Source organism: Mesorhizobium sp. P3_A2 (assembly GCF_056403115.1).
Genome location: NZ_JBFUGC010000005.1, coordinates 280,350 through 301,366, shown reverse-complemented (window position 1 = coordinate 301,366; position 21,017 = coordinate 280,350). Strand labels below are relative to the sequence as shown.

The window sequence follows — 21,017 nt, the reverse complement described above, 5'->3', positions numbered from 1 at the left end:
TCTGAAAATGCAGCTGGCCTCAATATGCCGAGAGCGGCCGGGTCTGGTCGGCAATCATCGCGCCGATGGCGTCGGTGTTCTCAGGCGTCGACTGGAAGCCCATCGACGCTTCCTGCGTCGCCGAAGGTACCGTGGTGATGTAGCGGGCGTTCAGCGTGCCACCGAACCGCGAGGCATCGGGCTCGGCCATCGGCTCCTGCATCGCCACTTCGGTCTGCTTTATCGCGACGCGACCGCCCTTCGCTGGGGCTACGGCAGCCGTCACATAGGTCTGCTCGGCCGGAGCGGCGATTGCCTTGGCCGTGCGAGAAGCTGCGGCCTGCTTGGCCGGATCGGGACGGACAATAGTCTTGACCACCGGCTCGGCGTAAGCCACCTGCACCGGCGCTTCAGCCACGGGCGCGCGCGGCGTCACTGAAGCAACCATGGTCGTCGGTTCATCCGGCAGCGGCTGCCAGTTGCGGCCGCGCTTCTCGTAGAAAGCATTGCCGCCGGCGACCATGGTGTAGTGCATGTTCTTGTAGGGGAACTTCAGGCCGGCGGTGTGGAAGTACATCGTGTTCTTCAGCTTGGCCTTGCGCTCGCCCTTGAGCACGGCGTCGGCAGCTTCCTCGACATCAGGCATTGCCTTGGAATTCATCGGCCGCGTCATCACGCCGGGCGCGAACTGGCCCGGTTCGCCCACCACCTGGCAAATGGTGCTGCCATGGTTGCCGGAGCGCAGCCGGTTCATCACCACCGTGCCGACGGCGATCATGCCGTCGCGGCTCGACCGGTTGGACTCGAAGAACATCGCCCGCTCCAGGCATTCCTTCTCCTTCGGCGTGTTGCGGTAGGCGCGCGTTGAGAGGAAGCTGGGCGTGATGGCGTCGGTCAGGCTGGCGACCGACATTCCGTGAGAAGAAGTGGTCTGGCTGCAACCCGCCAGGAACAAAGGGGAGAAGATGATGCCGAGCAACAGCGGCGTCTTCCATCGCGTGGCGATCAACAAAAGTGCCTCATTTTCCAGATGCCGCCCGTCCCAGGATGTGGCAAGAATGAGACTCTTAAAGGCAAAAAGATGGCTAAAGGATTAGCATTCGTGCAGCATAGGTAAAACTTTATAAATGGCCCGATATGTCCGCGTGAGCAAAGCCGGGGAAAGTCTTAACAATAGCCTCGGCAGCCGATTTCCGTTCATAATCAATTAACTGGTGAAGCCGGCTCAGAACGGCAATTTCATTCCGGGCGGGATCGGCAAGCCTGCCGTCAGCGCCTTGGTCTTCTCCTGCATGATCTGCTCGACCTTATTTTTGGCGTCATTGTGGGCGGCCAGAAGCAGGTCTTCGAGGATCTCGACATCGTCCTCCTTGAACAGCGACGGATCAATCTTCAGCGACTTCATTTCGAACTTGCCGGTCAGGGTGACGCTGACCAGGCCGCCGCCGGCCTGCCCGCTCGCTTCAAGCGTGGCGATCTCGTCCTGCATGGCCTGGAACTTGGCCTGCATTTCCTTCGCCTTGCCCATCAGGCCGAGAAGATCTTTCATGGTCGGGTCCTTTTCGGATTTGTGCTGTGGTCAGGTTTCGTCGTCGTCGCCCGGTGGCTCGACCGGCACTTCGGCCTTGTCCGTGTCGACTTCCGGCGCGTCGGGAATGCGCACGTCGATGATCTTGGCGCCGGGAAAGCGCGCCAGGATGGCGGCGACCGCCGGATCGCTTTTCGCATCGGAGAAAGCGGTCTCGCGCTTTGTCGATTCCATCTCGGCCAGCGTCTGGCCGCCTTCTTCCTTCGACAGCGACACCAGCCAGTTGCGGCCGGTCCAGGCGCGCAGCTTGGCGGTCAGCTCGTTGAGCAGCATCTTCGGCGCATCGTCGGTCAGGCTGACGTCGATGCGGCCGGGTTCGATGCGCACCAGTCGCACGCAGCGCTTGACCTGCACCTTGAACGCCATGTCGCGCTGCTGGTCGGCAAGGGCGACGATGTCGGCCAGCGATTTCACCGGCACAGGGGGCGTCTCAACGACCGGCTCCGGGGGCGCAACGAAGCTGGCCGGCAGCGGTTCGGGCTCGACCAGGCGCATCGTCTGCGCGCCGCTGCCGGGCGACGGCATCCGCGTCTGCGCCACGGCACTTGCGCCGCCGCCATTGCCTGGGCTCGTCGGCGCACCGTTCGGACGCGGCGTGCCACTCGAGACGGAAGCGCCGCTCTCCAGCGATTTCAGCGCCTCGTCCAGGGTTGGCAGGTCGGCGGCATGCGCCAGCCGGATCAGCACCATTTCGCCAGCGCTGACTGGGCGGTTGGAAGACTGCACCTCTGGGATGCCTTTCAACAGCATCTGCCAGGTCCGCGACAACACCTTGACCGACAGCGTGCTCGCGAAGTCGGCGCCGCGCCGGCGCTCGTCCTCGGAAAGGGAGGCGTCATCGGCAGCCGTCGGCACGAAGCGCAGCCGGGTGACGAGGTGGTTGAATTCGGCCAGATCGGTGAGCACCGCGGCCGGATCGGCGCCCGTATCGTACTGGTTGCGGAATTCGGCAAGGGCGGCTGCCACATCGCCCTTCATCACATGTTCGAACAGGTCGACGATGCGAGCGCGGTCGGCGAGCCCCAGCATGGCGCGTACCGCCTCGGCACTGACGGCGCCGCCGCCATGGGCGATCGCCTGGTCGAGGATGGACAGCGAATCGCGGGCCGAGCCTTCGGCGGCGCGCGCGATCATCGCCAGCGCGTCGTCGTCGACCGATATGCCTTCCTTGCCGGCAATGGACGACAGATGCGCGACCAGCGCGCTGGCATCGATGCGCCTCAAATCGAAGCGCTGACAGCGCGACAGGACGGTGATCGGCACCTTGCGGATTTCGGTGGTGGCGAAGATGAATTTGACGTGCGGCGGCGGCTCTTCCAGCGTCTTCAACAGGCCGTTGAAGGCCTGGGTGGAGAGCATATGCACTTCGTCGATGATGTAGACCTTGTAGCGCGCCGACACCGGGGCATAGCGCACGCGCTCGATAATGTCCCTGATGTCGTCAATGCCGGTATGGGAGGCGGCGTCCATCTCGATGACGTCGACATGGCGGCCTTCCATGATCGCCTGGCAATGCTCGCCCAGGACGGCAAGGTCGACCGATGGCTGGTCGACTGTCGGCGTCTTGTAGTTGAGCGCCCGCGCCAGGATACGCGCCGTGGTCGTCTTGCCGACGCCGCGCACGCCGGTCAGCATCCAGGCTTGGGCGATGCGGCCGGTGGAGAAAGCGTTGGTCAGGGTGCGGACCATCGGCTCCTGGCCGATCAGTTCGGAGAAATTCGCCGGACGGTACTTGCGCGCCAGCACACGATAGGCGGCGGCCTTTTGCTTATCCAGGTTTTCTGGGCCCGAATTTCCGGCTTCGCTCATTCGCCCGTAAAGCTCCAAAAGGCCGCGTCGGAGGTGGCCGATTCCTGCTAGAGCGTTTCACCGTTTTCTGAAAACGGCAGACCGCTCTATCCCCTTGCTTTAACGCAATTCCGGACGGGAAACCGCTCACACTTTCCCTGGAATTGCTCCAATAGTCTCGCCCGCGCTGCAATGCGTCGTCAATGTCGCGAGAGTGGCCGATGAGGTGGGAGGCTGGAACAATGACCCGTTCCGGGCTCGTTAGGGCTGCTTCCTTCCGGACCTGACCCGGTTGGCGAGTGGATCGTCCACCACCAACCTCCCGCATTCCATATCGGCAATTCAGCGATGAAATGCAAGGGTGCATTGAGAATCGGGCACCCTTGAGCTCCGCCGCTCAATGAATCGCTTGCAGCCCCCGTGCAGCCGCTCTAGCGTTCTGAGTTTGGGAAATAATGCGAGAAACGCAAGGGAAACGCCAATGCTGCCGGGCCTCAAGGCCGGATTCACGCTCGACTCCAGGCTGGAGGCGGACAGCGAGCAGCTGATGTGGCTCGGCCTGTGCGAACTCAGAGTGATGAACGACCGCCGCTGGCCATGGCTTGTCCTGGTGCCGCAGCGGCCCGGCATCGAGGAAATCCACGACATGACGCCGCTCGACCAGGCGATGCTGACCTTCGAGACCAATATGGTGGCGCAGGCGCTGAAAAGGACCACCGGCTGCACGAAGATCAACACCGGCGCGCTCGGCAACGTCGTGCGGCAACTGCATGTCCATGTCATCGCCCGCTCGGAAGGCGATCCGGGCTGGCCGGGTCCAGTATGGGGGCACGGCATGCGCGAACCCTATCAACGCTCCGAAATCCGCCGGTTTGCGCAACAGATAAAGGCGGCGCTATAAACTGCGCTCGTGTCCATCCCTGAGGCGGATGATTTCAGGTCTGTTCGGCCTGAAATCTGAATCCGCCTCTAATCAAAGAAAGAGAGCATGATGTCGTCCGAAAACCGTTTCACACTTTTCGGCATCATGCTCTAGACCTTCGAGCCTCCATGACCTTTCGCCTGTTTGACGCGCCCTTGCGCGAGCCGAGCCAGTTCGTCGGTTTTGCCGGCAACACTATCGACCGGCAATCCGAGACCCGCGCCGATGATTCCGTCGAAAAGGCGCTGGCCGACCCGACGGCACGGCTTTTGCCGATGCATGGCGGCCGGCTTTATCTGAAACTCAGCGACGGCAACTTCGACCCTTGGTTCGATGTCGCCGACAGCGAGTTGCTGCAGCCGTCCTTCGCGCAAGGCGTGCTGCTCGGCTTTGCCGAGAGCAACCCGGTGCTTGCCGTGCCGGTCGGCCTCGATCCTGAACAGCTGCCGGAGACCATCAAGGCCATCGACTATCGCTCGGTCTACATGCAGGGGCTGATCGATGAAGCGGCGGCGGGCGCGCTGGCGCAAGGGGCGGCGCTGCTTGCCTGGCATGCCAGCCATCGCTTCTGCAGCAAATGCGGCCATGAATCCGAAATGCGTGCCGGCGGCTACAAGCGACACTGCCCCAACTGCGGCACCGAGCATTTTCCGCGCACCGATCCGGTGGCGATCATGCTGACGGCGACACGGGAGAAATGCCTGCTCGGCCGTGGCCGGCATTTCGGGCCGGGAATGTATTCGGCGCTTGCCGGCTTCATCGAGCCGGGCGAGACGATCGAGGCCGCGGTGCGCCGCGAGACGCTGGAGGAAGCCGGCATCAGGCTCGGCCGCGTCGTCTACCATGCCAGCCAGCCCTGGCCATTCCCCTATTCGCTGATGATCGGCTGTTTCGGCGAACCGCTCAACGAGGACATCCAGGCCGACCTCAACGAGCTGGAGGACTGCCGCTGGTTTTTCCGCGACGAGGTGCGTTCTATGCTGGAGAGGACGCACAAGGACAATCTGGTGACGCCGCCGAAAGGCGCCATCGCGCATCATTTGATCCGCGCCTGGGTCGACAGCGAGTAAATAGGGATAACGGGAGCAAGAAATGATCCGTCACACCGTGGTTTTCACCCTGAAGCACCCGCAGTACTCGCTGGAGGAAAAACGGTTCCTCTCCGACGCCAAGCGCATTCTCAGCGCGATCAAGGGCGTTACCCATTTCGAGCCGCTGCGGCAGGTCAGTCCCAAGAACGACTATCACTTCGGCTTCTCGATGGAGTTCGCGGATCAGGCGGCCTACACCAGATACAATGAGCATCCCGACCACGTCGCCTTCGTGCGCGACCGCTGGGTGCCGGAAGTCGCGACCTTCATGGAAATCGACTACGTGCCGCTGGCACTTTTGGTCTAGTCCGCGACCTTCCACTGCTCGCGCGACTCGCTCGCGGGATAGACACCCAGGATGCGCACTTCACGCGAGAAGAAGCGCAGTTCGTCGAGCGCCAGCTTGACCAGCGGATCGTCGGGATGGCCTTCGATGTCGGCGTAAAACAGCGTCGCGGTGAAAGCGCCCAGCTGGTAGCTCTCCAGCTTGGTCATGTTGATGCCGTTGGTGGCGAAGCCGCCCATGGCCTTGTAGAGCGCAGCCGGCACGTTGCGGACGCGGAAGATGAAAGTCGTCATCATCTTGGTGTCGGCCGAGGGACGCTCGGCCCACTGCTTGTTCTTGGTCAGCACGACGAAACGGGTGACATTCGAGTCGGTGTCCTCGACATTCTTCTCGATAATGTCGAGGCCGTAGAGCTCGGCGGCAAGTGCGGGCGCGAGCGAGGCCATGGTGCGGTCCTTGAGCTCGGAAACCAGCTTGGCCGAACCCGCGGTGTCGCCGGCGACCACCGGCTTCCAGCCGTTCTTGCGGATGTATTTGCGGCACTGCCCCAGCGCATGGATGTGGCTGTGCACCGTCTTGATCTCTTCGCGCTTGACGCCCGGCAGCACCATCAGCTGGAAATGGATCGGCAGGAAATATTCGCCGACGATGTGCAGTTTCGATTCCGGCAACAGATGGTGGATGTCGGCGACGCGGCCGGCGATGGTGTTTTCGATCGGGATCATGGCGAGGTCGGCCTTGTTGGTCTCGACCGCGTTGAAGGCATCCTCGAAGGTCGGGCACGGCAACGGTTCCATCGACGGGAACATGTTGCGGCTGGCGGTGTCGGAATTGGCACCGGGCTCGCCCTGGAAGGATATTCTGTTGGTCTTTTCAGGCATGCCGATGTCTCAGGTTGAAAGGATGGTTCTGGCGCGTTCGAGGTCTTCCGGCGTGTCGACGCCAAGCGGCAGCGATTGCACGATCTCGGCGTCGATGCGCATGCCGGCCTCCAGCGCCCGCAGCTGCTCCAGCCGCTCGCGCCGCTCCAGCGGCGACGGTTTCAGCGCCACGAAGCGTTCGAGTGCGGCGCGCCGATAGGCGTAGAGACCGACATGGTGATAGAGCGGCCCCTCGCCCCAGGGCGCGGTGGCGCGGGTAAAATAGAGCGCCTTCAGCCGCGTCGCCGACAGCGGTGAACCGACAATCTTGACGACATTGGGATTGGTCTTTTCCTCGTCGCGCACGATCTCGACGCCGAGCGTGGCGATATCGACCGCCTTGTTCTCGAACGGGCGCAGCGACGCGCCGATGATTGCGGGATCGATGGTCGGCAGGTCGCCCTGTACATTGACGATGGTTTCGACCTTGCGGCCGGGATCGAGCGCGGTCAGCGCCTCGAAAATGCGGTCGGAGCCGGATTCGTGGTCGATGCGCGTCATCACCGCCTCGAAACCGTGCGCGCGCACCGCCTCGGCCACGCTTTGCGTGTCGGTTGCCACCACCACCCGGCCAAGCCCGGCCTCGGCGGCGCGGCGGGCGACATGCACGATCATCGGCGCGCCGGCTATATCGGCCAGCGGCTTGCCCGGCAGGCGCGTCGAGGCCATGCGGGCCGGGATCAGGATGAGCGTGGACATCGGGGCTGCTGGCGTTTGAAAAGACGATGGGAAAAGTGGCAAAAGGTCTCACTGGAAGCGCCCTTATAGGTGTTGCAACGCTGGAGCAAAAGACCTAGTTTCCGCCCGATTTGACCGGCTCGACGGGGCGGGTCACGATACCGACGGACGGAGTGGACGATCGGTCCGCCGGAAAAGGGAGCAAGGGGCGCATGGATTCCAACGAAGTCAACAAGCTGCTCGCCGGATTGCTCGGAACTTGTTTCGTCGTTTTCTCGGTCGGCCTGGTGTCTGACGCGCTGTTTGCCTCGCCCACGCCCGAGAAGCCCGGCTACGCCATCGAGGCGACCGAGCCCGCTGAGGGCGGTGGCGCCGGACCTGCCGTGGAGGCCAAGCCGATCGCCGACCTGCTGGCCACCGCCAATGTCGAGCAGGGTGCGGCCGTGTTCAAGAAATGCCAGGCCTGCCATTCCGGCGAAAAGGGCGGCCCGAACAAGGTCGGCCCGGACCTCTGGGACATCGTCGACCGCCCCGTCGCCGAGCATGAGGGTTTTGGCTATTCGGCCGGCATGAAGGACTTTTCCAAGGGCGGCGCCGAGAAGTGGACCTATGACAACCTCAACCACTTCATCACCTCGCCGAAGAAATTCGTGAAGGGTACGGCGATGGGCTTTGCCGGCCTGCCGAAGGACGAGGACCGCGCTAACGTCATCGCCTATCTGCGCACGCTGTCGGACAGCCCGAAGCCGCTGCCGACCCCAGGTGCCGCCGCTGATGCGACGGCGCCGGCCAAGCCCGCCGAGGGTGCCGCTCCGGCGAAGCCGGCTGAAGGTGCCGCTCCCGCAGCACCGGCTCCGGCGCCTGCCAAATAACCGAATTGTCATCTCGATGACCTCAGAAAAGCCGGGTTCAGCCCGGCTTTTCTGTTAGGAAAATCGCATATGCGGCGACAAAGCCGGCTCATGGCGGTTTTCTCCGGCGTCAAATCATCTAGGATTGCCGGGCATCGCGAAGAGGAGAACGCATGACGGTTGGCCGTACGCTTCTGAGATCCTTTCTGGTTGTGGCCACCCTCGCAGGCGGCCTGCAGGCAGCCTTCCCGGATGAATGGCACACCACCTCTTCGCTGATCGGTCCCTCCAAATATGGCGAGAATTTCCAACGCTACGATTATGTGAACCCGGACGCGCCGAAGGGCGGAACCTACAATTCAGTCGTTTCCGGCACATTTGACAGCTTCAATCCCTACATCGTGCAGGGCTCGCCGGCGGCCGGCCTGCAGCCATTTGGCGGCGGCCTGCTCTACGACACGCTGATGGATCAGGCGACTGACGAAGGCAGCGTCAGCCACCCGCTCATCGCCGATGCCTACAAATACCCGACCGACTATTCCTCGGCCATCTACCGGCTCGACCCACGCGCGAAATGGCATGACGGGCAGCCGATAACCACCGAGGACGTGATCTGGTCGTTCCATGTGCTGAAGGCCAACAGCCCGATGTACAGTCGTTATTTCGAAAACGTCACCGACGCCGTCGCGGTCTCGGACCGTGAGGTCGAGTTTCATTTCGACCAGAAGGGCAATCGCGAGCTGCCCAAGATCCTTGGCGACCTCGTCGTGCTGCCCAAGCGTTGGTGGGAAGGCACCGACGCCAACGGCAAGAAGCGAGACATCACCAAGGGGACTCTGGAACCGCCGCTAGGCTCGGCGGCCTACAAGATCGCCAGCTTCAAAGCCGGCTCGGAGATCGTCTGGCAGCGCGTGCCCGATTATTGGGGCGCCAAGCTGGCGGTGAAAATCGGCCGTGAGAATTTCGACACCCAGCATTTCACCTACATTCTTGACGACAACGCCTCCTGGGAGGCGTTCAAGAAGGGGGGGCTTGACGACATCAAGCCGGAAAACAGCTCGAAGCGCTGGGCGACGTTTTACGATTTCGCAGCGATCAAGGCCGGCGACGTGATCAAGCAAGAATTCAAGACCACCTCGCCCGAGCCGATGCAGGCTTTCATGCTCAACCAGAGACATAAGCTGTTTGCCGATCGTCTGGTCAGGGCTGCGCTCACTTACCCCTTCGATTTCGAATCGATGAACCGCACGCTGTTCTTCGGTTTCAACAGCCGGACCCACAGCTATTTCCAGGGCACGGAACTGGCCTCGAGCGGCCTGCCGCAAGGCAAGGAACTGGAAATCCTGGAGAAGTACCGCGACAAGCTGCCGCCCGAACTGTTCACCCAGGAATTCAAGCTGCCGGTCTACGATTCGCCGCAGGCCGAGCGCAAGTATCTGAAGCAGGCGGTCGACCTGTTCGCCCAGGCCGGCTGGCTGATCAAGGGCGGCAAGATGGTCAACGCCAAGACCGGCGAGCCATTCAAGTTTGAAATCCTCGGCTCGGGTGAAACCGACCAGGTCATCTCCAGCCCCTGGATCGCCAATCTGCGCAAGATCGGCGTCGATGCGACATTGCGCATCGTCGACCCGAGCCAGTACACGAACCGCGTCAGAAATTTCGATTATGACGTCATCACAGGGCAGCTTCAGCAGTCGGAATCGCCCGGCAACGAGCAGCGCGATTTCTGGAGTTCGAAAGCAGCCGACACACCGGGATCGCGCAACTATTCCGGCATCAAGAACCCGGTCGTCGATGACCTTGTCGACCGTATCATTTTTGCCACGGACCGCGATGACCTCGTCGCCACCACGCATGCGCTCGATCGCGTGTTGCTGTGGAATTACTATGTCGTGCCGCAATACTATCGCGCGGTGGTATGGCTCGCTTACTGGAACAAGTTCGGCATCCCGGAAAAGCAGCCCGGCTACCGTGGCGCCGACATCGATTCCTGGTGGATCGATGCGGACAAGGAAAAAGCGCTGGCCGCCAAGTACAAGGGCGGCAATTGATGGCGGTGCTTCCTCGCCGCGACTTTCTGGCCCTCGGTGGCGCCGCGGCCGCTGCTGCGTTGCTTCCGGGCAAGGCTTTCGCCGCCAGCCCGACCGGCGTGAAACTGCACGGGCTGTCGGCCTTCGGCGACCTCAAGTACAAGCCGGACTTCACCCACTTCGACTATGTCAATGTCGATGCGCCGCAAGGTGGCACCTTCAATTTCCTGCCACGCACCTGGGGCTGGAACCAGACGCCGCTGACCTTCAACACGCTGAATTGTTTCGTGCCCAAGGGCGATTCGCCGCAGCGCATGGAGATGTGCTTCGACGCGCTGATGGTGAGGGCATATGACGAGCCTGACGCCGTCTACGGGCTGATCGCCGACGGCGTGACGATCTCCGACGACCGGAACGGTTTCACCTTCTCGCTGCGCCCGCAAGCCCGTTTCCATGACGGCACGCCGCTTACCGCTGAAGACGCCGCCTTCACCTTCAAGCTACTCAAGGACAAGGGGCATCCGGACTTTTCGCTGACACTGACGCATCTGGATGACGCGATTGCCGTGGATACCCACACGCTGCAGCTCAAATTTTCCGGCAAGCAGACAAGCCGCACCATCCTCAACGTCGTCGCATTCCCGATCCTGTCAAAGGCTTTCTATACTGCCAACCCGTTCGATTCCTCGCAGATGAACCCGCCGCTGGGGTCAGGCGCCTACAAGGTCGGTCGCTGGTCGGCGGGGGCGTGGATCGAATATGAGCGCGTGGCCGACTATTGGGGCAACGACCTGCCGGTCAATCGCGGCCAGAACAATTTCGGTCGCATCCGCGTCGAGTTCTATCAGGACCGCAACGCTTCCTTCGAGGCGTTCAAGAAGGGAGAAATCCTCTACAAGGAGGAAGCCGTCTCCCGCATTTGGGCGACTGGCTACGACTTCCCCGCTTTCATTGCCGGCAAGGTGGTGAAGCACGAATTCCCGGCTGAAACCATGCCCTCCATGCAGGCCACTGCCGTCAACCAGCGGCGCGAGCAGTTCCGCGATTCGCGCGTGCGCCAGGCGATCGGCCTCTGCTTCGACTTCGAATGGACACGGCGCAATTTCTTTTACGGCTCCTATGAGCGCTCGCAATCCTGCTTCGAGCAATCCGATTTTCGTGCCGAAGGCTTGCCGTCTCCGCAAGAGCTGGCTCTTCTCGAACCGCTGCGAGATCAGATCCCCGCTGAGGCTTTTGGTGAAGCCGTGATCCAAGACGTATCGAACGGCTCCGGCCGTGACCGCCGATTGCTTGGCAAGGCGGCCAAGCTTTTAACCGAGGCCGGCTGGAAACGCTCCGGCGATTTCGTCGTGAACGACAAGGGCGGGCGGCTATCGGCAGAGTTCCTGGTCGACGACCAGGTTTTCGAACAGGTCTACTCTCCCTGGATCGAAAACATGAAGGCGGTCGGCATCGATGCCTCGATCCGGCTAGTCGATGCGGCGCAGTATCAGCTGCGACAGAATTCGTTCGAGTACGACCTCATTTCGGCTGCCTTCATTTTCGGCGCCACGCCAACCCGTGACGATCTGGAACTGTTTTTTCATTCGCGAGCCGCCACCCTGTCGGGCACACGCAATCTGCCGGGAACGTCGAGCCCGGCGATCGACGCCCTGGTCGACGCCACAGGCGCCGCCGAGGATCGCGAAAGCCTGACAATTGCCATGCGCGCGCTCGACCGGGTCTTGCGTGCACGACGCGATTGGATTCCAAGTTGGTTCCTGGCGAATCACCGAAGCGCCTATTGGGATATGTTCGGTTTTCCCGACCGGAAACCCGATTTCGGCTTTCCGGTCGAAGCGCTGTGGTGGGTCGACAAGGGCAAGGCGGCAAAAATTGGCAAAGCCTGACATGACCGTTCGCGCAGGACTGGCGGCCTGATGGGCGCCTACATACTGCGACGCATCCTGCTGATGATCCCGACCCTGTTCGGCATCATGGCGGTCGCTTTCGTCGTCACTCAATTCGCACCGGGCGGACCGGTCGAGCAGGTCATCGCCAGCCTGACCAACCAGGGCGGCAGCGACCGTCTCGGCAGCGGCGGTGGCGATGCAGGAGGTGGCGGTAATTTCGATGTTGCCGGCGATGTCGGCTCGAAGTACCGCGGCGCGCAAGGGCTCGACCCGGAATTCATCAAGAAGCTGGAAAAGCAGTTCGGCTTTGACAAACCGCCTCTCGAACGCTTCGGCATGATGCTGTGGAACTATGCGCGCTTCGATTTCGGCGACAGCTATTTCCGTGACATCTCGGTGCTCAACCTGATCCTGGAGAAAATGCCGGTATCGATCTCGCTCGGATTGTGGATCACACTTTTGTCCTATCTGATCTCGATACCGCTCGGCATCCGCAAGGCGGTCAAGGACGGCTCCGCCTTCGACGTCTGGACCAGCGGCGTGATCATCATCGGCTATGCCATACCGGCCTTCCTGTTCGGCATATTGCTGATGGTGCTTTTCGCGGGCGGCTCGTTCTGGGACTGGTTCCCGCTGCGCGGCATCGTCTCCGACAATTGGGACCAATTGTCGTGGCCGGACAAGATCGTCGATTATTTCTGGCACATGACCTTGCCTCTGACGGCGCTGGTGCTGTCGGCCTTCGCCACGACGACGCTGCTGACCAAGAACTCCTTCCTGGAAGAGATCCGCAAACAGTATGTGGTGACGGCGCGCGCCAAGGGCCTGTCGGAGCGACGGGTGCTCTACGGACATGTGTTCCGCAACGCCATGCTGATCGTCATTGCCGGCTTTCCCGCTGCCTTCATCTCGGCCTTCTTCACCGGATCGCTTTTGATCGAGAACATCTTTTCCCTCGACGGTCTCGGGCTGCTCGGCTTCAGGTCCGTGTTGGCGCGCGATTATCCGGTGGTGTTCGCCAACCTCTATATATTTTCGCTGCTTGGCCTGTTCGTGACGCTGCTGTCCGACCTGATCTACACATGGGTCGATCCGCGCATCGATTTCGAGCGGAGAGACGTCTGATGACGCAGGCCGCAGCCGAGACGACACGGACAAGGATCGCGCGACCCTGGCTGTCACCGCTCAACCGGCGGCGCTGGCAGAACTTCAAGGCCAACAGGCGCGGCTACTGGTCGTTGTGGATATTCCTCGCTCTGTTCGTGCTGTCGCTGTCTGCCGAACTGATCGCCAACGACAGGCCGATCGTCGCCTACTACAAGGGCGAGATCCTGTTCCCGGTGGCGGTCGCCTACCCGGAAGAAAAATTCGGCGGCTTCTACGCCGTCACCGACTATCGCGACCCGGTCATCCGCGACGAGATCAACGCCAATGGCTGGATGATCTGGCCGCCGATCCGCTATTCCTACCGCACTGTCAACAATGCGATCCCCGACGCCGCACCGGCAAAACCGTCGTGGGAATACGACGCGCAAAAGCGATGCAGCCAGTATCCGCAGGGCGCTGCCGATCCCGACTGCATTGTCGGCAACTGGAACTGGCTGGGTACCGACGACCAGGCGCGCGACGTGCTGGCGCGCATCATCTACGGGTTCAGGATTTCCGTTCTGTTCGGACTGATCCTGACTGCGGGCTCGTCGGTGATCGGCGTCGCGGCCGGCGCGCTGCAAGGCTATTTCGGCGGCTGGACCGACCTTCTGTTTCAACGCTTCATAGAAATCTGGTCAGCGATACCGCTGCTCTATCTGCTGCTCATCGTTGCCGCCATCCTGCCGCCCGGCTTCTTCATCCTGCTTGGGCTGATGCTGCTGTTTTCCTGGACGTCGCTGGTCAGCGTGGTGCGCGCCGAATTCCTGCGCGCCCGCAACTTCGAATATGTCAATGCGGCCCGCGCGCTCGGCGTGTCCAACCGGACCATCATGCTGCGACATCTTCTGCCCAACGCCATGGTGGCGACGCTGACCTTCATGCCTTTCCTGGTCAGCGCCTCAATCTCAACGCTGACCTCGCTCGACTATCTCGGCTTCGGCCTGCCGCCAGGCACCGCTTCGCTCGGCGAACTCCTAAAACAGGCGCAGAGCAACCTCAATGCCCCCTGGCTTGGCATATCCGGCTTTGTGGTCATCTCGCTGATGCTCTCGCTGCTGGTGTTCATCGGTGAAGCGACGCGCGACGCGTTCGATCCGCGCAAGGCGTTCCGATGAGCGAGGTCCTGCTCTCCGTCCGCGATCTCAGCGTTGCCTTCACCCAAGGCGGCAACGAGTCGATCGCTGTCGATCACATTTCCTTCGATCTCGCCAAGGGCGAGACGGTGGCGCTGGTCGGCGAATCCGGTTCCGGCAAATCGGTCTCGGCGCTGTCGGTGCTGAAGCTCTTGCCTTATCCGACCGCCAGCCATCCCTCGGGCAAGATCCTGTTCCAGGGCGCCGACCTGCTGGCGATGAACGAAAAGCAGTTGCGCAGCGTGCGCGGCAACAAGATCACCATGATCTTCCAGGAGCCGATGACCTCGCTCAATCCGCTGCACACGATCGAGCAGCAGATCGTCGAGATCCTGGCGCTGCATCAGGGCATGGGCGACCGCCAAGCCAAGGCGCGGACGCTGGCGTTGCTCAACGAGGTCGGCATCCGCGAGCCGGAAAAACGCCTCGACGCCTATCCGCATCAGCTGTCCGGCGGCCAGCGCCAGCGCGTCATGATCGCCATGGCGCTGGCTAACGAGCCGGAACTGCTGATCGCCGACGAGCCGACGACGGCGCTCGACGTCACCGTGCAGGCGCAGATCCTCGAATTGCTGGCGGGGCTGAAGAGCCGCAAGGGCATGTCGATGCTGTTCATCACCCATGATCTCGGCATCGTCCGGAAGATCGCCGACCGCGTCTGCGTGATGACCAAGGGCAAGATCGTCGAGACCGGGCCGACGAAGGAGATCTTCGCCAACCCGCAGCACGCCTACACCAAGCACCTCCTGGCGGCCGAGCCGAAAGGCAAGCCGCCGGCCGCCAACGATGCCGCCAAGCCTGTCATGACCGGCAAGGACATCAAGGTCTGGTTCCCCATCAAGAAGGGTTTCTTCCGCACCACCGTCGACAATGTGAAGGCGGTGGACGGCATCGATGTCACCGTGCGCGCCGGCCAGACGCTTGGCGTCGTCGGCGAATCCGGCTCCGGCAAGACGACGCTCGGCCTGGCGCTGGCACGGATGATCTCGTCGACCGGCACCATCCAGTTCAACGGCAGCGATATCAACCAGTTGTCGTTCAACGCCATGCGGCCGCTGCGACGCGAATTGCAGATCGTCTTCCAGGACCCGTTCGGCTCGCTCAGCCCGCGCATGTCGGTGTCGGAAATCATCGAGGAAGGGTTGAAGATCCACGAGCCGAAACTCTCGCCCGACCAGCGCGACGACAAGGTTGTCGCCGTACTGAAGGAGGTCGGGCTCGATCCCGCGACCAGGAACCGCTATCCGCATGAATTCTCCGGCGGCCAGCGCCAGCGCGTCGCCATTGCGCGCGCCATGGTGCTCAATCCGCGCTTCGTCATGCTGGACGAGCCAACCTCGGCGCTCGACATGAGCGTGCAGGCGCAAGTGGTCGACCTGTTGCGCAATCTGCAGGCCAAGCTCGACCTTGCCTATCTGTTCATCAGCCACGATCTGAAAGTCATTCGCGCCCTTGCCAACGACGTCATCGTCATGCGCAATGGCAAGATCGTCGAGGCTGGCCCGTCCGAACAGATTTTCGAGCGGCCGCAGACCGACTATACCAAGGCGCTGATCTCGGCCGCGTTCAGGATCGAGACGGCGCCGGTCGGCATCGTCAGCGAATAACGGGTTCAGGCTGGACTAACAGGGAAGAAAAATCCGCAAATGGAAAAAGGCAAAATCCTGCTTGCCGTCACCGGCTTTCATCCGCAGCGCTGGCGCGAGTTGCTGTCGGCGGAACGCGAGGTGGTCCTGGAGCCGGAGGGTGCTTCGGACCCGTCGATCACCTATGCGGTGGTGTGGAAGCAGAAGCCGAACCTCCTGAAGTCGCTGCCCAATCTGCGTGCCATCTTCTCGATCGGCGCCGGCGTCGATCACATCTTCGCCGATCCCGGCCTGCCCGACGTGCCGATCGTCAAGGTGGTCGCCGACAATCTTACCCAATACATGACTGAATATGTCGTCTGGCGTGTGCTCGACCATCACCGCCAGGGCATGCTCTATCGCGCGCAGCAGCCGAAGAAGATCTGGCACGAACCGCCGCAACGGCCGGCCGGCGACATCTCGGTCGGCATTATGGGCCTCGGCAATCTCGGCCGTGCGGCCGCGTCGGTACTGTTGTCGCTCGGCTTTGCCGTCAATGGCTGGTCGCGCAACGACAAAACCATGAAAGGCGTCTCGACCTATGCCGGCGAGGCCGGGCTGATCCCCTTCCTCAACGCCACCGACATATTGGTGGTGCTGTTGCCGCTGACACCGGACACGCAAGGCATCATCAATCACGGGGTGCTGAAGGAACTTCGCAAGCGCAATGGCCTTGGCGGCTCGGTGCTGATCAATGCCGGGCGCGGCCGGTTGCAGAAGGATGCCGACATTTTGCGCGCCTTGGATGATGGCACGTTGAAGGAGGCGAGCCTCGACGTGTTCGAGGTCGAGCCGCTGCCGAAAACCAGCCCGCTGTGGAGCCATCCGAAAGTGTTCGTGACGCCGCATGCGGCGGCAACCTCGGACCCCGTCCATCTGGCGCCGATCATGCTTCGCCAGATGGATGCCTTCGAGCGCGGCGAACAGCTCGACAATCTGGTCGACCGCAAGGCGGGGTACTGAGAAAGTCCAGGTTCAGCTCGGCAGAGCGAACTTCTTCTGCTTGTTGGGTTTGCCGCAGTCGCGGCGTTCCAGCGAGCGGTTCATGGCGTCGATCTTGCCGCTTGCCAGGTCGGTGTCGCGTTTGCCTTTGGAGCGCATATCCGGTGTGAACGGGCCGAAGCCCATCGCCGGATTGGAGAAGCTCGGTTTTGCATCCGTCGATAGATGATATTGCTGCGCCAGCCCATTGCGCTGCGCCAGCAATTGATCGCAAGGCACGCTGTCGTACTGCAGTGACGATTGCACGTCCTGATCCTGCCGTTCGGACATCGAACTGCCCATGCAGCCGGTCATCGCCAGGCAAGACGCCACGGCCATCATGTTCCAGCGCATCCGTTTCTCCTCAATGCCAAACCGAGCGGACCTTGTCTCGGCAGATATCCTATCTGATGCCGCGCCAGCCGCAAAAATCCTATTCACATTTTCGAACAGGACGAGACATCAGCCGGACGATAGTGTCGCCAGCACGGCCAGCCCATCGACCGGCTGGCGGCGATCCCAGCGGATGACCGTGGGCTGCATGGACAGGACCGACAGGCCGCTGGCGGTAAGCACCCGCTCGACATAGGCTTGAGAATGGGCATAGCGACGCGATGGCCGAAGCGCAAAACCGGCTTCGCCGGCCGCCTCGCCTTCGCCTGGCGTCTCGACGGAAAAGGCAAACAGGCCATTGGCGGCCAGAATGCCGGCGACGGCCTTCACCACGCCGTCGAGCGCACCGACATAGATGAACACGTCGGCCGCCACCACAAGATCGGCTTTCGGACCTACATAGGCGAAATGCTGCAGGTCGGCCTTGGCGAGCAGGTCGTAGACGCCTTTGGCGCGCGCTTTCTTCAGCATGGCGGCGGAGATGTCGTAGCCCTCGAGCCGATCGGCGATCGGCCGCAGTCTTTCGCCCATCAGGCCGGTGCCGCAGCCGAGGTCGAGAGCCAGCGAAAAGCCGCCCGGCCTTGCCGCTCGAATGGCACGATCGAGGAACTCAGGCAGCCGGTAGCCGAGCTTGTTGACCAGCTCGCCCTCGAAGCTTTCGGCATAATGGTCGAACAGCGTTTCGACGAAGGCGCTGGGTGGCGCCGCGGCAGCAGGCGCCTTGCCGATCAGTTGCAGCTTCAGCGCAGCCCCGAGGCGATCCTCCGGGTCGAGTTTCAGTGCCATCGCCCAGGCCTGCGCCGCCAGGTCGAACTGCTCGCTTGTCTCCTGCATCTCGCCGAGGCGGAACCAGCCCGCCGCCCATTGCGGCGCCAGTTCCAGCGCGCCGAGCAGCAATTCCGCTGCTGCCGCAGGGTCGCCCGAGCCGAAAAGCATCTCGGCATAGTCGGCACGGCGGTCGGCGGTCAGGTCGCCGGACGAGGTTTTCAGCGTTTGCATGGCGATGGGTCCGCCGGCTGATGCGGCCGGTGGCTGGCTGTAGGACGAGTCAGCAGTCTCTTGCAACAGGCTTCCCGCACCGGAATTAGCCACTATCTTGACGGGATGCGTGCGAGTGACCTGCTTCATCCCCGGCCTGAAGGCCTCTATTGCCCGCCCGGCGATTTCTTCATCGACCCGGTGCGGCCGGTCAACCGGGCCTTGATCACCCACGGCCATTCCGACCATGCCCGCTCCGGCCACCGCTCGGTGCTGGCCACGCAACAAACGCTCGACATTATGGGGCTGCGCTATGGCGAGGACTTTGCCGGGACGACGCAGGTGGCGACGCTCGGCGCGGCGATTGCGCTGAACGACGTCAGCGTCACCTTTCATCCGGCCGGCCATGTGCTGGGCTCGGCGCAGATCGCGGTCGAGCACAAGGGCAGGCGCATCGTCGCCTCCGGCGATTACAAGCGTCAGAAGGATGCGACCTGCGCTCCCTTCGAGCCGGTGAAATGCGACGTGTTCATCACCGAAGCGACTTTCGGCCTGCCGGTGTTTCGCCATCCGCCCGACACGGAAGAGATCGCTCGTCTCCTCAAATCGTCGGCGCAGTTTCCCGAGCGCTCGCATCTGGTTGGCGCCTATGCGCTGGGCAAGGCGCAGCGGGTGATGCGGCTGCTGCGCGATGCCGGCTATGACAGGCCGATCTATATCCACGGCGCGCTGGCCAAGCTCAGCGAGTATTATCAGAGCCAGGGCATCGACTTGGGCACGCTGGAGCCGGCAACGGTGGACAGCGGCGGCAAGCAGGATTTCACCGGCGCCATCGTCGTCGGCCCGCCATCGGCCTTTGCCGACCGCTGGGCACGGCGCTTTCCCGACCCGATCTCGTGCTTTGCCTCCGGCTGGATGCGTATCCGCCAGCGCGCCAAGCAAGGCGGCGTCGAACTGCCGCTCATCATCTCCGACCATGCCGACTGGGACGAGCTGATCGCCACCATCAAGGAGACGGGCGCCGGCGAAATCTGGGTGACGCATGGCCGCGAGGAAGCGCTGGTGCGCTGGTGTGAGCTGGAAGGCATCGCCGCGCGGCCGCTGCATCTGGTCGGCTATGAGGACGAGGGCGATTAGTTGAACCGCTTCGCCGAACTTCTCGACCGCCTGGTGCTGACGCCGTCGCGCAACGGCAAGCTGACGCTGCTGGTCGACTATTTCCGCAGCGTCGAGGATCCCGACCGCGGCCTGGCGCTGGCGGCGATTACCGGCGACCTCAACATTGCGGCGGTCAAGCCGGCCATGCTGCGCACGCTGGTCACCGAGCGCATGGACCCGGTGCTGTTCGGCTATTCCTACGACTACGTCGGCGACCTCGCCGAAACGGTCTCACTGGTCTGGCCGCAAACGCCGGGGCATATTCCGAACCGACAGCCGACGCTTGGCGATGTCGTGGCGAAACTGCAGGCGGCAAGCCGCTCCGACGGGCCCAAGGTGCTGGCCGGGCTGCTCGACAGCGCCGGCATTTCGGCGCGCTTTGCCATCATCAAGCTGGTCACCGGCGGCCTGCGCATCGGCGTTTCGGCGCGGCTGGCCAAACAGGCGCTGGCCGATTTCGGCAATGTCGATGTCGCCGAGATCGAGGAGCTGTGGCACGGGCTGACACCGCCTTACATCTCGTTGTTCGCCTGGCTGGAAGGCAAAGCCGGAAAGCCGCAGCGGACGGCGCTCGCCCTGTTCAGCCCGGTGATGCTGTCGAACCCGGTCGGCGACGGCGATCTCGAAAAGCTCGATCCGGCCGACTATGCCGCCGAATGGAAATGGGACGGCATCCGCGTCCAGGCAGTGTGTGAGGGCGGCGTGCGCCGGCTCTATTCGCGCACCGGCGACGATGTATCCGGCGCCTTTCCGGATCTCGCCGAAGCAATGAATTTTTCCGCCGCGCTCGACGGCGAATTGCTGGTCGGCGATCCCTCGGCGACCGGTACGTTTTCGGACCTGCAGCAGCGGCTGAACCGCAAGAGCGTGACGCCGAGAATACAGCAACAGTATCCGGCCTTCATGCGCTGCTACGATGCGCTGCAGATCGATGGCGAGGATCTGCGCGCGCTGCCTTTCGCCGATCGGCGGAAGCGGCTTGAAACCTTCATCAAAACGCTCGACCCGCAGCGCTTCGATCTTTCGCCCTTCGTCGAATTTTCAGATTGGCCGTCGCTGGAGGAACTGCGCCGGGCACCGCCGCACCCGATCATCGAAGGCGTCATGCTGAAGCGCTGGGATTCGCCCTATCTCGCGGGACGGCCGAAAGGCCCGTGGTTCAAATGGAAGCGCGATCCGCACACGGTCGATGCGGTGCTGATGTATGCGCAGCGCGGCCACGGCAAGCGCTCCAGCTTCTATTCCGACTATACGTTCGGCGTCTGGTCGGGGCCGGAAGGCGCGGAAGAACTGGTGCCGGTCGGCAAGGCCTATTTCGGTTTCACCGACGAGGAGCTGAAGCAGATCGACAAATATGTCCGCGACAACACGGTCGAGCGTTTCGGCCCGGTACGCTCGGTGCGCGCCGACCGCAAGCAGGGGCTGGTGCTGGAGGTGGCGTTCGAAGGTCTCAACCGATCGACCCGACACAAATCCGGCGTCGCGATGCGCTTTCCCCGTATTTCGCGGCTGCGCTGGGACAAGCCGACGGCCGAAGCCGACCGCATCGAGACGTTGCAGGCACTGTTGGATTGA

Annotated in this window: 19 protein-coding genes and 1 other RNA gene; 12 read left to right on the top strand and 8 right to left on the bottom strand. The window is 62.5% G+C overall.

Features of this window, described 5'->3' with window-relative positions:
- Positions 1-19: 19 nt before the first annotated feature.
- The 4 genes from AC1DXM_RS14305 to ffs all read right to left on the bottom strand — a co-directional run bounded on the left by AC1DXM_RS14305 (position 20) and on the right by ffs (position 3,678).
- On the bottom strand, positions 20-988 hold the full coding sequence (locus AC1DXM_RS14305; protein WP_477233627.1) for a cell wall hydrolase: 969 nt from the start codon (positions 986-988) through the stop codon (positions 20-22).
- 216 nt (positions 989-1,204) lie between these two features.
- Complete coding sequence (locus AC1DXM_RS14300) at positions 1,205-1,528, bottom strand: YbaB/EbfC family nucleoid-associated protein (protein ID WP_112560695.1); 324 nt, start codon at positions 1,526-1,528, stop codon at positions 1,205-1,207.
- 30 nt (positions 1,529-1,558) lie between these two features.
- Positions 1,559-3,376, bottom strand: a complete 1,818-nt coding sequence (locus AC1DXM_RS14295; RefSeq protein ID WP_477233626.1) for a DNA polymerase III subunit gamma/tau — start codon at positions 3,374-3,376, stop codon at positions 1,559-1,561.
- 205 nt (positions 3,377-3,581) lie between these two features.
- Positions 3,582-3,678, bottom strand: an RNA gene (gene ffs, locus AC1DXM_RS14290) — signal recognition particle sRNA small type.
- 158 nt (positions 3,679-3,836) lie between these two features.
- Between ffs and AC1DXM_RS14285 the strand changes: the two genes are divergently transcribed.
- From AC1DXM_RS14285 to AC1DXM_RS14275, 3 genes are all read left to right on the top strand, one after another.
- Complete coding sequence (locus tag AC1DXM_RS14285) at positions 3,837-4,256, top strand: HIT domain-containing protein (RefSeq protein ID WP_477233625.1); 420 nt, start codon at positions 3,837-3,839, stop codon at positions 4,254-4,256.
- A 149-nt stretch (positions 4,257-4,405) separates the two neighbouring features.
- Positions 4,406-5,347 (top strand): NAD(+) diphosphatase, encoded by a 942-nt coding sequence (gene nudC / locus AC1DXM_RS14280; RefSeq protein ID WP_477233624.1) that lies wholly within the window; start codon positions 4,406-4,408, stop codon positions 5,345-5,347.
- A 22-nt stretch (positions 5,348-5,369) separates the two neighbouring features.
- Positions 5,370-5,675, top strand: a complete 306-nt coding sequence (locus AC1DXM_RS14275; RefSeq protein WP_192249856.1) for a Dabb family protein — start codon at positions 5,370-5,372, stop codon at positions 5,673-5,675.
- Here the strand turns inward: AC1DXM_RS14275 and AC1DXM_RS14270 are convergent.
- Entirely contained in the window at positions 5,672-6,535 is an 864-nt protein-coding gene (locus AC1DXM_RS14270; RefSeq protein ID WP_112560690.1) for a prephenate dehydratase, read from the bottom strand. The two genes, AC1DXM_RS14275 and AC1DXM_RS14270, sit on opposite strands and share 4 nt — an antisense overlap.
- Positions 6,536-6,544: 9 nt before the next feature.
- Positions 6,545-7,273, bottom strand: a complete 729-nt coding sequence (locus AC1DXM_RS14265; RefSeq protein ID WP_477233623.1) for a 3-deoxy-manno-octulosonate cytidylyltransferase — start codon at positions 7,271-7,273, stop codon at positions 6,545-6,547.
- A 191-nt stretch (positions 7,274-7,464) separates the two neighbouring features.
- On the opposite strand from AC1DXM_RS14265, the gene AC1DXM_RS14260 reads away from it, so the two are divergent.
- The 7 genes from AC1DXM_RS14260 (at position 7,465) to AC1DXM_RS14230 (ending at position 16,895) form a co-directional block, all read left to right on the top strand.
- The gene (locus AC1DXM_RS14260) at positions 7,465-8,124 is read left to right on the top strand and encodes a c-type cytochrome (protein ID WP_477233622.1); all 660 of its coding nucleotides are present in this window, start codon (positions 7,465-7,467) and stop codon (positions 8,122-8,124) included.
- A 152-nt stretch (positions 8,125-8,276) separates the two neighbouring features.
- Positions 8,277-10,154 carry an extracellular solute-binding protein gene (locus AC1DXM_RS14255; protein ID WP_477233621.1) on the top strand — a complete coding sequence of 626 codons (1,878 nt, stop codon included), beginning with the start codon at positions 8,277-8,279 and terminating at the stop codon, positions 10,152-10,154.
- Positions 10,154-12,022, top strand: a complete 1,869-nt coding sequence (locus AC1DXM_RS14250) for an extracellular solute-binding protein (RefSeq protein WP_477233620.1) — start codon at positions 10,154-10,156, stop codon at positions 12,020-12,022. The genes AC1DXM_RS14255 and AC1DXM_RS14250 overlap by 1 nt, the downstream gene beginning before the upstream one ends.
- Before the next feature lie 30 nt (positions 12,023-12,052).
- Positions 12,053-13,150 carry a microcin C ABC transporter permease YejB gene (locus AC1DXM_RS14245; protein WP_352587065.1) on the top strand — a complete coding sequence of 366 codons (1,098 nt, stop codon included), beginning with the start codon at positions 12,053-12,055 and terminating at the stop codon, positions 13,148-13,150.
- A complete protein-coding gene (locus AC1DXM_RS14240) occupies positions 13,150-14,289 on the top strand; it encodes an ABC transporter permease (protein WP_477233619.1) in 1,140 nt (379 codons plus the stop codon). Before AC1DXM_RS14245 ends, AC1DXM_RS14240 begins: the two co-directional genes overlap by 1 nt.
- Positions 14,286-15,914, top strand: a complete 1,629-nt coding sequence (locus AC1DXM_RS14235) for an ABC transporter ATP-binding protein (RefSeq protein ID WP_477233618.1) — start codon at positions 14,286-14,288, stop codon at positions 15,912-15,914. The genes AC1DXM_RS14240 and AC1DXM_RS14235 overlap by 4 nt, the downstream gene beginning before the upstream one ends.
- A gap of 39 nt (positions 15,915-15,953) precedes the next feature.
- Entirely contained in the window at positions 15,954-16,895 is a 942-nt protein-coding gene (locus tag AC1DXM_RS14230) for a 2-hydroxyacid dehydrogenase (protein ID WP_477233617.1), read from the top strand.
- Positions 16,896-16,907: 12 nt separating this feature from the next.
- Here AC1DXM_RS14230 and AC1DXM_RS14225 read toward each other — a convergent pair whose 3' ends face one another.
- A complete protein-coding gene (locus AC1DXM_RS14225; RefSeq protein WP_477233616.1) occupies positions 16,908-17,267 on the bottom strand; it encodes a hypothetical protein in 360 nt (119 codons plus the stop codon).
- Between the two features lie 108 nt (positions 17,268-17,375).
- Positions 17,376-18,305 carry a methyltransferase domain-containing protein gene (locus AC1DXM_RS14220; RefSeq protein ID WP_477233615.1) on the bottom strand — a complete coding sequence of 310 codons (930 nt, stop codon included), beginning with the start codon at positions 18,303-18,305 and terminating at the stop codon, positions 17,376-17,378.
- A gap of 105 nt (positions 18,306-18,410) precedes the next feature.
- Between AC1DXM_RS14220 and AC1DXM_RS14215 the strand changes: the two genes are divergently transcribed.
- Together AC1DXM_RS14215 and AC1DXM_RS14210 are read left to right on the top strand one after the other, a co-directional pair.
- On the top strand, positions 18,411-19,421 hold the full coding sequence (locus tag AC1DXM_RS14215) for a ligase-associated DNA damage response exonuclease (RefSeq protein ID WP_477233614.1): 1,011 nt from the start codon (positions 18,411-18,413) through the stop codon (positions 19,419-19,421).
- A complete protein-coding gene (locus AC1DXM_RS14210; protein WP_477233613.1) occupies positions 19,422-21,017 on the top strand; it encodes a cisplatin damage response ATP-dependent DNA ligase in 1,596 nt (531 codons plus the stop codon).

Excerpts from the sequence above, each read along its gene's own strand:
- AC1DXM_RS14300 (WP_112560695.1), bottom strand. The coding sequence starts at position 1,528 with ATGAAAGATCTTCTCGGCCTGATGGGCAAGGCGAAGGAAATGCAGGCC.
- AC1DXM_RS14295 (WP_477233626.1), bottom strand. The coding sequence starts at position 3,376 with ATGAGCGAAGCCGGAAATTCGGGCCCAGAAAACCTGGATAAGCAAAAG.
- AC1DXM_RS14285 (WP_477233625.1), top strand. The coding sequence starts at position 3,837 with ATGCTGCCGGGCCTCAAGGCCGGATTCACGCTCGACTCCAGGCTGGAG.
- nudC (WP_477233624.1), top strand. The coding sequence starts at position 4,406 with ATGACCTTTCGCCTGTTTGACGCGCCCTTGCGCGAGCCGAGCCAGTTC.
- AC1DXM_RS14275 (WP_192249856.1), top strand. The coding sequence starts at position 5,370 with ATGATCCGTCACACCGTGGTTTTCACCCTGAAGCACCCGCAGTACTCG.
- AC1DXM_RS14270 (WP_112560690.1), bottom strand. The coding sequence starts at position 6,535 with ATGCCTGAAAAGACCAACAGAATATCCTTCCAGGGCGAGCCCGGTGCC.
- AC1DXM_RS14265 (WP_477233623.1), bottom strand. The coding sequence starts at position 7,273 with ATGTCCACGCTCATCCTGATCCCGGCCCGCATGGCCTCGACGCGCCTG.
- AC1DXM_RS14260 (WP_477233622.1), top strand. The coding sequence starts at position 7,465 with ATGGATTCCAACGAAGTCAACAAGCTGCTCGCCGGATTGCTCGGAACT.
- AC1DXM_RS14255 (WP_477233621.1), top strand. The coding sequence starts at position 8,277 with ATGACGGTTGGCCGTACGCTTCTGAGATCCTTTCTGGTTGTGGCCACC.
- AC1DXM_RS14250 (WP_477233620.1), top strand. The coding sequence starts at position 10,154 with ATGGCGGTGCTTCCTCGCCGCGACTTTCTGGCCCTCGGTGGCGCCGCG.
- AC1DXM_RS14245 (WP_352587065.1), top strand. The coding sequence starts at position 12,053 with ATGGGCGCCTACATACTGCGACGCATCCTGCTGATGATCCCGACCCTG.
- AC1DXM_RS14240 (WP_477233619.1), top strand. The coding sequence starts at position 13,150 with ATGACGCAGGCCGCAGCCGAGACGACACGGACAAGGATCGCGCGACCC.
- AC1DXM_RS14235 (WP_477233618.1), top strand. The coding sequence starts at position 14,286 with ATGAGCGAGGTCCTGCTCTCCGTCCGCGATCTCAGCGTTGCCTTCACC.
- AC1DXM_RS14230 (WP_477233617.1), top strand. The coding sequence starts at position 15,954 with ATGGAAAAAGGCAAAATCCTGCTTGCCGTCACCGGCTTTCATCCGCAG.
- AC1DXM_RS14225 (WP_477233616.1), bottom strand. The coding sequence starts at position 17,267 with ATGCGCTGGAACATGATGGCCGTGGCGTCTTGCCTGGCGATGACCGGC.
- AC1DXM_RS14220 (WP_477233615.1), bottom strand. The coding sequence starts at position 18,305 with ATGCAAACGCTGAAAACCTCGTCCGGCGACCTGACCGCCGACCGCCGT.
- AC1DXM_RS14215 (WP_477233614.1), top strand. The coding sequence starts at position 18,411 with ATGCGTGCGAGTGACCTGCTTCATCCCCGGCCTGAAGGCCTCTATTGC.